Origin of the sequence: Peribacillus simplex (assembly GCF_001578185.1) — a bacterium.
GTDB lineage: Bacteria > Bacillota > Bacilli > Bacillales > DSM-1321 > Peribacillus > Peribacillus simplex_A.
Genome location: NZ_CP011008.1, coordinates 4,477,009 through 4,489,736, shown reverse-complemented (window position 1 = coordinate 4,489,736; position 12,728 = coordinate 4,477,009). Strand labels below are relative to the sequence as shown.

The window sequence follows — 12,728 nt, the reverse complement described above, 5'->3', positions numbered from 1 at the left end:
CAATAGTTTTCATTTTACTTAAAAGCTGTAAGTTATTATAACTAAGCACTTTATATTACATAAATAAAAGACATGGCTGTAGGCTATTTTTCATATAATATTTTTGGGGTGGAAAAAATGGCAAGAGCAAGCTACCGAAGTTCAGACGTTGACTTAATGGCAAGGATGATGAGAGCAGAAGCCGAAGGAGAAGGACAACAAGGAATGTTATATGTTGGAAATGTAATTGTAAATCGTCTTGTAGCTAATTGTTTAGACTTTAAAGGTTTAAGAACAATTCCACAAGTCATTTATCATGTACAAGGAGGAAATTATTCTTTTGAAGCTGTTCAAAAAGGGAATGTATTTTATCAAAGAGCGAGAGGTATTGAAAGAAGATTAGCAGAACAGAATTTGAAGTACTGGAGACAGCATCCGGCTAGATATGCTCTTTGGTATTTTAATCCACATGCTCCATGCCCTCCAACATGGTATGATCAACCTCAAACTGGTCAATTTAAAGAACATTGTTTTTATGAACCAAAACCTGCAACATGTGATAGTGTTTATAGAGGTTAAGCTTACTCTTTGAGTAAGCTTCAGAGTGTAGACAAACCCCTTTTCCAAAAGAATTGTTGGAGAAAAAGGGGTTTTTTTATCTTTTAATTAGCATATTTAGTTGTAAGTTTGAAAGAAGGACACAATATATTGTTGCTAAACTTTTTATAAAAAACAGCTGTCGACTTTGTCGACAGCCTGAAGCTTACTCTTTGAGTAAGCTTTTTTTCATATTTAAAATATTTATACAATATAAAACTTTTAGTAATAGTTTTTATCTAAAAAAGTAAGATTTTGAATTATTGTACTTAAGCTAACGAGTGCGTTAGCTGATTAAGGAACACAAAAAAAATGATCGATTTTTTTAAAAAGAATAATCCAATTAAAGAGAATAAGGGCATGTGTTGATTAATCTTTTTTCAAAACATGCCCTTTCAATTAATTCATTTATCAAGGTTATTTGTATTAATTTGATCAAACTTCGTGGTGATCCCATGATCCATTCTTTTTTTTATTTTTGCTCTATATAAATTAATCGCGCCCAAAGCTACAGATATTCCGGTCAAATATAGGGCTTGTTGATAACTGTTCAATAGATTAACGACTAATCCGAATAAAGAGGGTGCTATGACAATGAATAATTGATTTAATGTCAATGCTGAACTCACCGTTAAACCTATAAAACGGGAATCCGATTGCTCTGTGATACAAGCAATAAAAATGGAATACCAACCAATGGCTACAAAGCCCAAAAGAAAACAAAATAATAGCATCAAGATTTCCATTTCAACAGTCATGATGAGCGGCAGGATCACTGTAAGAATTACGGTAACAGCCATCACAATAAGCAATAATCTTTCCCTTTGACCTTCAAAGAATTGATCACTGGCCCAGGCGATGACTACCCGTCCAACCATACCACCTATTAAAACGACGCTTAAATATTTTCCTGCCTCTGTTAATGGATAGCCCCCTTCGTTGTGCAAATAACTCATAAAATGCGCAATGATAATCATCTGTAATGACATCATCACAACACCTACTATATACATCGGATATAACTCTTTATTATTTTTGATGACACTCATTTTCTCCTTGAACCCGACCGAGGCTGATCCTGTTTCACTCGTTCTTTCTGGTTCGTTATATAATAATAGGAAGAGCAGCCCTCCCATTATTGCTACGATCCCTTGTACTACATGAACTGATGACAAATTGAAATGATAATATGTATAGGATAAAACTGCAGAGGCTAAAGATCCTCCAAGCGGTATTCCCGTCTGTCTTATCCCTAGAGCCAGCCCTCTATGTTCGTTTGGAAACCATTTTACGATGGCCGTGCTTCCACCGGTTTGAGCACTTCCGTACCATATACCGACCAACAATAATAAAAGCAGCAATACAATATAATCATTAACAAAAACCAGCGTTAAAGCTGAGAGCCCCAATAAAATGGTCCCCCACCCGATAATGTGTTTTTCCCCTTTTTTATCCATCAAGTAACCGAACGCCAGCATTGAAAACATCGGCCCAATATTGACCGCTGAAACAATGAAGCCTGTTTGAAGCGGTGTTAAATTCCATTCAATTTGATAAAATGCAGCGATGGGTCCCATGCCATATGTCACAAAGGTTGCTGCAGTTTGGGATAACGTGGCCACCAATACGATTAACCATTTATAATATGTATGCATTAATGCTCCCCCTATGTTTGATGTATCGTTCAATAAGAATTCGGTGGGATATATTCTCATTATTAGCTTCTAACATTATCTAGTCTCCCTTACTTATTAAGCTAACTAGAGTTTACTCTGCCTGCCCAGAAGCGTAAAATGGAGGGAAATGATAGGGTTCATAAAATTTTTTTATAGGGTGTGCCAACTATATGAACATCAAAGAAATAGCATTGAAAATTGAAATATTAAACCGTCAAAATTTAAGTAAGTCTGCAGAAATCACGAACTATACTCAATCCGCCCTTACGGCTAAAGTGAAAAAAATAGAGTCGGAAATTGGCAAACTTGTTTTTAATCGCACGCCCCAAGGATTGAAAATCACTAGTGTAGGATTACAGTATAAAAACTATCTTCAACTTATTGCAAAAGAGTACGAAGAATTTTTACAAAGCATCGGTGCCTTTCAAACTAACGCTAAAGTGGATTTTGGCGCATCACATACAACCTTGAAAATCTATGGTGCCCACATCGCGAACACTTTGAATATGAACGACATTCAAATGGATGTGGATTTCGCTGTAGATTCCAGTAATGCCATAAACCAAAAAGTGCACAATTCCGAATTAGATTGTGCACTCATTAGTGAACCTATTAAGAAATATCCCGACTTAACTTATGAAATCGTTGCAACTGAAACATTCGAGATCATTTCAAGTAAGGACCATATCATCAATTTTGATTGGAAAACACCTATTACATTGCTCGTATTGAGTATAGGTTGTATGTATACAAGAGCTGTGACCGAATGGCTTATGAATAATCAAATACCATATAAATTAAAGGAAATAAAATCAATCAGCAGTATCCAAGATTTTTTGCAAATCAGCAATACCATTGCAGTATTGAATACTAAGCTTATTGACTTATATAACTATACAAACATTCACTACTACAATTTAAGCTTTAACAATGTCATTAATACCGTTTTCGTTTTTAAGATGAACGACGGCGAACAGAACAATATCGTACAATTAAAAAATGTTCTGAAGACGATTGGTTAATTAAAAAGGGGTACCGAATAAAACAAAGAGTTAGATCGTATTGAATAGAAGAAGAGTATTTGGAAATAGGATTGCTACGATTAGAGGGGGTATGTAAAACAATTACAAGAAAAGCCAGTGAAGGTGACATTGCTTTTCAAAAGATGATAGATGAAGGGCATCTTGAACATTACCAAAACGATATTAAATTCATTTGTGAACATGGAAAAGAGTGGACTTAATGGGGAGTTTTTGTTGTGCTAAAGGTTGCTAACTTCAATAAGCCAGGTTGTTTTCTTATGAAACTAAATGGGCAGTTTAGTTGAAAAAAGGAAATATTTTGAACTGTCGAGAAATAAAGACCGTAAAGTACAAAGGTGAATGAGGTGTTTTTAATAGATAAGATACCTGTTAAAACTATAAAGAAGATAGAAGAGGACATTGAAAAAAATGATTTAGGGAAAGCACGGGATAGACTACACGGGTTAATTTCAACCTTTCCTAATGAATTAGACCTCCGTAGAAAGTTGGGGGACATATATTTTGCATTAAAATACCCTTCAATGGCTGGTCGATACTGGTATTTAGAAAAGAATAAGTCACCAGAAATGGTAAAAGCGTGTATTCAATTCGAAAAATCTATGGGGAACGATCCTATCAGAATAGGAAGAGCTATAAAATTTAAAGGTGATAGTGAAATTTTAAAAAGATTGCAATTAGATCAGGTAATTTCCCCTATACAAAATAAAGTTAAAGAAAATTTGCTGGAAGAACCTGAAGATCCATTCAAAGATAAGGTAGTTATTTTTGGTTGCTTCTCAATAATAATATTAACAATTATTTTTGCATTAATCGGAGTTTACGCACTCTTTAACTGGATTTTTTGATCCAGAATCTTGCCTAGTTATTTTTTCTTCTAGCTCTAGTTTTATCTCCAACTTTCTTCCTTTTTATTATTAGGGGAAAAAGACGTTTTTTCGAATAAAGGAAATATCAATCTCATGAACTTCTTTTAAAAAGATATCAAGTTTCTTTCCTGCTAATAATAATACTCGAAGGTGAGTGAACATGAAAAATAGAATAAAAATGTTAAAAATACTCAGTGGAAACAGGGAAACTAGATTAATCGTTCAAGTTGCAGATACTCAAAGAAAAAGAGAAAAGGGCTTAATGTTTGTTGGAAAATTACCTGAAAATGAGGGGATGTTATTTGTGTTTTCAGAAAAAATATATAGTGGATTTTGGATGAAAAACACATTAATTCCTTTATCTATTGCTTTTCTTGATTCAGATGGTGAAATATTGAAAATACTTGATATGGAACCTTGTAAAGAGGATAAATGCCCTACCTATGATCCGGGACTTTCTTATCATTATGCAATTGAAGTGAATCTTGGATGGTTTGAAAAGAATCAAATCAAAGAAGGGGATTATGTAAAGTTTGATTGAATTCATCTCACCTAACTTCTAGTCCTTAAAGGTGAGGTGATTTTTTTATGGATATTTAGGTTAATGTCACTGAATAGATTGGTGAAGAAATGTACTTAAACAAACAGATGCGTTAGCTGAAGATCGGAGCTGCCTATAAGGAAGTTTATTCTTTATGCCGGCGTTTATAAAAAATGGTGCGATACTTTGCATTATTTATCGATTGACGTTTGTTCTATAAAAGTATATTATGAAGTTAACTTCACGTGAAATAAACTTCACATGAAGTTAACTTTACCCGAGGAGAATAAGTTGATTAGGAGAGGTAGTTTGAAAAATCTATTCATACAGCGTTTTTTAGTTTCAACCTTGATAATTATATTTGGAATCATTAGAATGATTCTCGATACATCAGTAAGCTTTAATTTTGGCTATATCTTTGTATTCCTAGGTGGAATACTTTTGTTGTACTCAACAATTTCTTACATTACATCCCGAAAGAATAAATCACTAGAAAAGGAATTATCAAAGGAATATGACGAAAGAGATGCTTTAATTGATGGAAAAGTTGCCCGCTTTTCTTTGCATATTGTGATATGCGAAATTTTAATTCTTATGTTTTTAACTAATTTTGTGGCAATCCCAACAAATACTGCATTATTTGTTTTCTTAGTATCTTTAATAATTAGTGAAATTGGGTCTAGAAAGTATTACAATCTTGTCCTTTAATTAGGAGGCTTTATGAAAAATAGAGTAAAAGAATTGCGAATAGAATATGGAATAACGCAACAAGAATTAGCTGATAAAGTAAGTGTATCTTCTAGGACGATCATCTCATTAGAAAAACAAAAGTATAATCCATCTGTACTACTTGCGTATAAAATAGCTTCAGTTTTTGATTTATCAATCGAAGAAACTTTTATTTTCGATGAGGATGACAAATAGTACATTTCACAAAGATGCACATATTAAACAAACAACGGAGGAATGTAGATGCTTTTTATATTATTTATTTTTGGGATAGTTTTAGTAGTTTGGGGTATTTATCGTATGAGAACAGATGATGGCTTATTTGGAAAAAATCGAAAAAACAAAAACATATTCAATTTACTGTTAATGGGAGAAGCTTCAGGATTAGGACAATTTTTGAGTGGAATTCTGTGTATTATAATAGGGATTGTAGTATTTATTGTGAACTAAAGGAATTTCAATTTTTTACTGAAATATTGTGAATGAAATCACTTAAACTATCATGGGCTTTAGTGGAATAAGGTTCAATAAAAGAAGTGAATCGATCACATTAAATAAGAGCATGTTTTGATTGATCTTTTTTCAAAACATGCTCTTTCTTTTTGTTCGTTATTTTAAAGCTACAGAAGCATGTAAATATATTCTACGAACGACGGAATACGTAGTTTAACCATACTATAATTATTAAAGAATACTATTTTCAATATAAATAAAAAAGCAGTAACACCGCTATAAAGTGTTGGTATAATGGCATGTTTTGATTGATCTTTTTTCAAAGCTGCACATATGTTGGAAGTGCAATTTTTATTCGTAACGGGATTAATAATTTATTCTTATAACTTTATAGTAATTCAATAATTTACTATTTTTTGAAAAAATGATACAGTATTTTCTATATTTACAAATATTTTTATAAGGGAGGTTTTGTATGGAATAAGCCGGAACAATTAAAAGCTATTTCTTCTTTCTCATTCAATAGTCAAAAGAGAAAGTTTATTCTATTTATTGAAATATTGTGTGATTGCTATTAATCTTTCGTTCAGGGAGGGCAACCTATGAAAAAGTTTTTTGCTTTTCAAGTGTTAATTGCATTGTTTATTGGGGCACTTATCGGACATTTTTTTCCTGAACTTGGCCAATCCTTAAGACCGATTGGGGACGCTTTTATTCATCTCATTAAAATGATTGTTGTGCCTATTGTTTTCACTACTATTGTCATTGGTTCATCAGGCGACGGAAACATGAAAAAAATGGGTTCATTAGGACTTAAAACAATTATTTGGTTCGAATTTATTACCACCCTGATTCTAGGCATTGGTCTTTTACTTGTTAACATCTTAAAGCCTGGTGCTGGGCTTAATTTGTCCCATCTTGCCCAGAAAGATATCACACAATTAAATGAAAGCGTTACCAAAGTTGTCGATTTTAAAACGATGCTTGTTAACATCATTCCAAGCAACATTGTTGATGCGATGGCAAAAAGTGATTTATTAGCTGTTATATTCTTCGCTATTCTATTTGGTGTAGCTGCTGGAGCAATTGGCAAAAAGTCAGAGCCGGCAATGAAGTTTATGGAATCAGTTGCAAATATCATGTTTAAACTGACACAAATGGTCATGGTAACAGCACCGATTGGTGTACTCTCGCTCATGGCAGCCTCTGTTGGACAGTATGGTATCGCTCTTTTAATCCCTATGGCAAAGTTGATAGGGGTTGTGTATCTAGGGCTTGCTATTGTTATTTTCGGACTGTTTCCAATAATTGCTTGGTTCTTGAAGATTTCTTACTTTAAAGTGTTTCGAATGGTATGGGATTTGTTCCTCATCGCATTTTCCACGACAAGTACGGAAACCATTCTGCCTCAGTTAATGGATCGAATGGAAGCATACGGTTGTTCGAAACGTGTTGTTTCGTTCGTTATTCCTTCTGGGCTATCACTGAATTGTGATGGTTCGACATTGTACCTTTCTGTTTGCTCTATTTTCTTAGCACAAGCATATGGCATCCCGATGGATTTTGGCCAACAATTGATTGTAATGGGGGTTCTTGTTGCAACCTCAAAAGGAATTGCTGCTGTTCCATCCGGTTCGCTGGTTGTCCTTTTAGCCACCGCCTCAGCGGTAGGGCTTCCAGCAGAAGGCGTCGCAATTATAGCAGGCATTGACCGTGTGCTGGATATGGCACGTACCGCTTGTAATACGCCTGGACATGTTCTCGCTTGTATTGTGGTTTCGAAGTGGGAAAAAGAGTTCCGTCAGGAGGGATGGAATAAAGTTCAAACCGAACAGTCAAGCATTCAGCACGTACCACCAACATTTTGATGATCCGTTAAGCAGCATCATTACATCTTTAAGAATTGGGAAAAGCAATGATACAAGTAGCAAGAACCTGATATTCTCGCCCCATTGTTGAAAGTCATGAGTTTTAAACTAATGATGGGGTTTGAATAGTAATCTTGAAGACTTTTTTTGAATTGTATTGCTGTCGGGTGGTTGTAGAAACTAAAGAAGCAAGAAGGTGGGATAACTCTTAGAATCAATTGCTTAGAAATTGTTCAGGAAAAAACGTTAGTGAAAGTTGAGAAATCGGAGCTGCCTTTAAGGCAGCTCTTCTTTTATGGTTCTATAGAAACAGGTTAGTTCTACAAACATAAGATATAATTTGGATTAATATACAAAATTTTAATGAAAATAGAAAGGAAGCATGAATATGACAGAAATGCTGCCACTGACATCGGAGAATTTGGAGCAATGTATCGAACTCTATATGAACGTTTTTAATCGTGAACCATGGAATGAAAGTTGGACATATGAAACGGCTAAAGAGAGACTTTCCGACTTATTGCATACGCCTAAATTTCTTGGATTTTTATTTCAGATTGATCACAATGCTGTTGGTTTTGTTGTTGGAAATAGTAAGGTTTCTTATCAAGGTTTAACTTTTTATTTGGCAGAACTTTGTGTGAATAATGAAATGCAAGGTAAAGGGCATGGCTCAAAAATGCTTCAATCTTTAGAAGATGAACTGCAGAAAAGAGAGATTAAAAGTCTATATTTATTAACTGATAATGACGGGCTCGCAGAAGCATTTTATCTGAAAAATGATTATGTTGTAAATGAAGATCGGGTGGTTATGAAGAAAAATTTATAATTGTATGGTATTACTGTTTTGAAAAAATAGTCAAGGGATGTGATTCAACATTGTCGAAAGCTGTAAAGTTGTATCAATTAAGCCGAAAAATACATAAATGGACTGGATTGGTTTTATCCGTTTTTTTTATGTTCATCGCAGTCACAGGGCTCGTGCTTGTTTATATGTTACCACTCGGAGTGGCTGATGAGTTAAGGATGGGGAAAGAGGCGGGTCCAGATCAAGCGATACCTATGGAGAAGGTCGTGTCCATTGCTACGTCTCAGGATCTTCCGGGTGCGGACTCGGTTGAAGATATATTTAGAATTGAATATAGACCAAGTGCAAATGTTTACCAGGTTCGCTTTAATAACGGTCAAGGTGTTCAATTAGATGTGAGTACGGGAAAAGTGTTATCCACAAATCCGGATTACTCGACTTTCCTCATCACTTTGCATGATGGATCATTCTTTGGCGATTGGTATAGATACAGTATCCTCACAATGACAGGTTTATCCTTAATATTGCTGTCATTTTCAGGGTATTACATGTTTGGCTATCCTCTTTATAAGCGTCTAATGGCGAAAAAAAAGCAATCTTAATATGAGGTGGTAATTTGTCTATAAAAGGTTTGAATCACTTTTTATTTTCAGTTTCTAATTTAGAGAGATCCATTGAGTTTTATCAAAATGTTTTTAAAGCAACTGCAGACAAACTCAATTATTACCGAGTTTGTCTGCAGTCAGAGGCTAATATTCGTTAGCCAATGAAAAGCTCTCCGAACTGGAGGGCTTTTTCGGAATGTATTTTTATATATTGACAATCCCTTTTGAATTGGTAATATTTACTTTATTATTACATTAAAACCGGATGTGATTTTTAATATAAGGCGGTTAAATTATGGATGGGAAAATCATTTACGACGAGTTAAATATACTAAAAGAAAGTGGGCAATATCGCCAATTGGTCATTTTATTATGACTAACTTTATGTACATATTTTGTTTATTAGTATGGGGGCTTAATTTTATTGCCGTAAAGATTCAAGGTACACCTGTGAGTTTAGAGTTATCTTTAACATATCGTTTAAGTATGACGGCAATACTATTTTTCATTCTTTTATGCATTCTCAGACCTAAAGGAAAACCCATGAAAAAGGATGTTCCATTTATTATTGTGTTTGGAATATGTAATTTTGCCTTAAGCTATTTATGTCTTTATTACGCGACTATCTTAAGTTCAGCGGCAATGGTTACATTGATCTTTTCATTGAAAGTCATTTTAACACCTATAGCCCTTCGTCTTTTTTTGAAAGAACAATTACATTCTCGTATCTTAATTGGAGGGGTAATTGGTGTACTGGCTGTGTGTATTGTTATTTACCCAAGTTTGAATGACATTCATGGATTTAATGATATAAAAGGAATCATGATAGCCGTTCTTGGTACCATCCTTACTGCAATGGGCGATGCATGCTCAGCTAGAAATGCTAAAAAGAAAGTAAACCCAATCTATGCTAATGTAATTGGATTTGCAGCAGGAGGAATTCTTTTAGGGGCAATTGTGTTCATAAAAGGACAAGCAGTCAGTATACCGACATCCATTTCATATTTGTCTGCTTTGTTCTATTTAACTATATTCGCCTCCTTTGGAGCTTGGCTATTCTACCTCAAGCTTGTAGAGAAAATAGGTGGGGCAAAAAGTGGATACATGGTTGCCCTATTTCCAGCAATTGGAGGTGTGGCTTCAGTGATGATTGGTGAATCAGATCCATCCTTTTACTTGGCTGCTGGCTGTCTTTTCAGTTGTTTAGGTGCTGCCATTGCATTAGGAATAGGCATGCATATTGGTAAAATTAACTTGAAAGAAGAAAATTCGATTAACAAATAAGGGTTTCCGCTGTAATTCGATACCCTGGAATAGGAAATTAAAATAATAAAAGTGAATTTATTTAGAATCTACAAGTGGGGACCCAATCTTACTGCTTAACAGGCAGCCAGCCCCCTTCTTTATCGAATGAATGAAATCGGCCGAAAAGGATGGTGCTTTTCGGTCGTTTTGGGTTCATGAAGACATCGTGATTCCGCCATTGATGTGAAGGGCATCCCTGTTATATATGCTCCCTCAGCAGATGTAAGCAGCATATACATTCATTAGATAAGTCAAACAGGTACGTTAGCGTATAAGGAGACCCTAATCGAAGTATAAGTTAAAAAAACGTCTCAAATCAAAAGGCATTGAAGCCTTTTTGGAGCATAGTGCAGTCGTACTGAACACTATGCCGGAAAAATTTTTGTAATGATTTATTTAGCCTTGGACATACTTAATTAAGATATATAAAAGAACCATTTATCTAAAGGAGGAACCCGTATGTCTAACGAAAATATTCAAAATAAAATGGAAAATATTTGGCAGGATACATGTGGATCATGGGAAAACTGTACGGAAACTACAATTCAGTCATTCTTGGCAAAATCCGAAGAAAGCAATATAGACCCGCAATATTGCATGAGCTGGGTGGAACAACATAAAACCCAAATACCTGAGTGGCCCGCCGTTTCAAAAGTGTCGCTGGACTGGGTAAATCAACATACTTCTACTGGATCACCCATTTCAATGAAGGACCAGGATCTTTAGAATGGTGGAAGGTTTTTAGCAGATTTGGGCTTTTAAATATTATTGAACTCTAATAGAGGTGAAAATAGTTGTCGAATAATGAGAAACAAGACGGTAAATCAAATCGTCGGCAAAGTTCAGAATATAACAGAGAGCATTCGAACAATGATCCAGATTACATGGTTAATGCTTGGGACGAAACGAATGTTGAAGATTCATTTGTACAATCAGCCATCCAAGAAGAATTCAATAATCCAGTAATCCAAGAATCCATCTTGAAATTCAATAAAATAGCAAATGAAGAAGAAAAGGAATCTTGATTTTAACGCCCCATAGGGCGTTTTTTTTGAAGCAGGAAGTGAAAAGAATTTTTAAGTCATGCCAAGAATCCTAGCTCGATATGGAGAAAATTCATATTAGCCTTTCCGCTAAATAAATTAACAGAAAAAGATTGTGAGGGGTATCCTCACAACCGCAGTAGTTTTACATCTGAAAATTCAGAGGCGAGGCCACGAAATCCTGGATGAAAACTGTCTTTTTTATGTTATTTTCTGATCTAGCTCCAAAGGTAAAAAAGCATATTCTCCGTCCTTAATGATCTCACATTTACGAACTGGAATAGGATGTTTAAAAATGGGCCCGTCTATTACCGTAGTATGGAACTCTCCGCCTTCTCCGCAAGGGTCAATACCACGAGCTTCAAGCTCCTTCACGTATTCATGGGTTAACGTTCGCCCTAAATCGTCCTCTCGCATTCCAAGTGATAAATTAACAGTTACAATGTTCGTTACAAATCCTAGATTTATGAACTCTTCGACAGCTTCACGATGGTTCATCTCCCATAAAGGCATCCCAAGCTTTAATCCAGCATTCTTCGTAACCTTTTCGTGCCAACAGCCATGAGCAGGCATATCCAAGTCTCCAGTTACTAACACTTCTGCCCCTTGATTTTTAGCTTTTTCTAAAAGGCGCATAAATACTTTTTCATAATCTGTCCAACTTGCAGCTGCAGTATAAACTGGCAAACCTATTGATTTAGCTTGGGCACGAATGAGTTCCGGAGGCATTCCATGGGATCTGGAACGTTTCCCTTCTTCCTCCATCATGACGATCAGCCCAACAGCTTCTCCAACCTTCACTGCTTTATATAGGGCTAAGACACTATCCTTTCCACCGCTAAAAGAAGCTATAAATTTATGCCCGCGAGCACTATTTTTCCAATCGATTAATTCTGCCATTCATATCTTTCCCCTTTATTCTAATGACTTTTTCACAATGCCTGTTAGTAGCCAATTTCATATTTTATATATGAGGTTTCATAGCTCTGTTTGTTTGATTTTATCACTATTGGACCTTACGGATGGGACATTATTGCACCGTGATGCAAAAAAAACTGAAATTCCAATGATGAATAAAAGCGAGGTTTTTACGGGATCATGACATGTTCCATTTGTATAACGAAGATAGAGTAATAAAAGCCGATAATCTGTAATCGCTTCAACACTATAAACATATCTTTCGCCTTGTTGCCATAGGAATTTAGAATATAACTG

The 12,728-nt window shown here is 35.1% G+C and carries 15 protein-coding genes and 2 pseudogenes; 15 read left to right on the top strand and 2 right to left on the bottom strand.

Going from position 1 to position 12,728, the window contains the following annotated elements; genetic code table 11:
- Positions 1–117 precede the first annotated feature (117 nt).
- Positions 118–558: a cell wall hydrolase gene (locus tag UP17_RS20945; protein WP_061464990.1), complete on the top strand. Its 441-nt coding sequence runs from the start codon at positions 118–120 to the stop codon at positions 556–558.
- A 422-nt stretch (positions 559–980) separates the two neighbouring features.
- On the opposite strand, the gene UP17_RS20940 is transcribed toward UP17_RS20945, so the two are convergent.
- Positions 981–2,231, bottom strand: coding sequence for an MFS transporter (locus UP17_RS20940; protein ID WP_061464988.1), 1,251 nt, complete (start codon positions 2,229–2,231; stop codon positions 981–983).
- Positions 2,232–2,422: 191 nt separating this feature from the next.
- Between UP17_RS20940 and UP17_RS20935 the strand changes: the two genes are divergently transcribed.
- The 14 genes and pseudogenes from UP17_RS20935 (at position 2,423) to UP17_RS20880 (ending at position 11,495) form a co-directional block, all read left to right on the top strand.
- Positions 2,423–3,274, top strand: a complete 852-nt coding sequence (locus tag UP17_RS20935; protein WP_061464986.1) for a LysR family transcriptional regulator — start codon at positions 2,423–2,425, stop codon at positions 3,272–3,274.
- A gap of 44 nt (positions 3,275–3,318) precedes the next feature.
- Positions 3,319–3,495: pseudogene (locus UP17_RS27935) on the top strand (aminoglycoside phosphotransferase); the annotation flags it as partial.
- A 144-nt stretch (positions 3,496–3,639) separates the two neighbouring features.
- Entirely contained in the window at positions 3,640–4,140 is a 501-nt protein-coding gene (locus tag UP17_RS20930; RefSeq protein WP_061464984.1) for a DUF6584 family protein, read from the top strand.
- Positions 4,141–4,321: 181 nt separating this feature from the next.
- A complete protein-coding gene (locus tag UP17_RS20925; RefSeq protein WP_061464982.1) occupies positions 4,322–4,702 on the top strand; it encodes a DUF192 domain-containing protein in 381 nt (126 codons plus the stop codon).
- Between the two features lie 309 nt (positions 4,703–5,011).
- A complete protein-coding gene (locus UP17_RS20920) occupies positions 5,012–5,410 on the top strand; it encodes a hypothetical protein (protein WP_061464980.1) in 399 nt (132 codons plus the stop codon).
- Between the two features lie 12 nt (positions 5,411–5,422).
- On the top strand, positions 5,423–5,626 hold the full coding sequence (locus UP17_RS20915; RefSeq protein ID WP_061464978.1) for a helix-turn-helix transcriptional regulator: 204 nt from the start codon (positions 5,423–5,425) through the stop codon (positions 5,624–5,626).
- 48 nt (positions 5,627–5,674) lie between these two features.
- Complete coding sequence (locus UP17_RS20910; protein WP_061464976.1) at positions 5,675–5,881, top strand: hypothetical protein; 207 nt, start codon at positions 5,675–5,677, stop codon at positions 5,879–5,881.
- Between the two features lie 605 nt (positions 5,882–6,486).
- Positions 6,487–7,752 carry a dicarboxylate/amino acid:cation symporter gene (locus UP17_RS20905; RefSeq protein ID WP_061464975.1) on the top strand — a complete coding sequence of 422 codons (1,266 nt, stop codon included), beginning with the start codon at positions 6,487–6,489 and terminating at the stop codon, positions 7,750–7,752.
- Positions 7,753–8,140: 388 nt separating this feature from the next.
- The gene (locus UP17_RS20900; protein ID WP_061464973.1) at positions 8,141–8,581 is read left to right on the top strand and encodes a GNAT family N-acetyltransferase; all 441 of its coding nucleotides are present in this window, start codon (positions 8,141–8,143) and stop codon (positions 8,579–8,581) included.
- 50 nt (positions 8,582–8,631) lie between these two features.
- Positions 8,632–9,162, top strand: coding sequence for a PepSY-associated TM helix domain-containing protein (locus UP17_RS20895; RefSeq protein WP_061464971.1), 531 nt, complete (start codon positions 8,632–8,634; stop codon positions 9,160–9,162).
- 14 nt (positions 9,163–9,176) lie between these two features.
- Positions 9,177–9,263: pseudogene (locus tag UP17_RS29010) on the top strand (VOC family protein); the annotation flags it as partial.
- A 274-nt stretch (positions 9,264–9,537) separates the two neighbouring features.
- Complete coding sequence (locus UP17_RS20890) at positions 9,538–10,449, top strand: DMT family transporter (protein WP_061464969.1); 912 nt, start codon at positions 9,538–9,540, stop codon at positions 10,447–10,449.
- Between the two features lie 480 nt (positions 10,450–10,929).
- On the top strand, positions 10,930–11,196 hold the full coding sequence (locus UP17_RS20885) for a hypothetical protein (RefSeq protein WP_061464967.1): 267 nt from the start codon (positions 10,930–10,932) through the stop codon (positions 11,194–11,196).
- Between the two features lie 68 nt (positions 11,197–11,264).
- Positions 11,265–11,495, top strand: coding sequence for a hypothetical protein (locus tag UP17_RS20880; protein ID WP_061464965.1), 231 nt, complete (start codon positions 11,265–11,267; stop codon positions 11,493–11,495).
- A gap of 219 nt (positions 11,496–11,714) precedes the next feature.
- Here UP17_RS20880 and UP17_RS20875 read toward each other — a convergent pair whose 3' ends face one another.
- Entirely contained in the window at positions 11,715–12,413 is a 699-nt protein-coding gene (locus UP17_RS20875) for a Dph6-related ATP pyrophosphatase (protein WP_061464963.1), read from the bottom strand.
- Positions 12,414–12,728: the final 315 nt, after the last annotated feature.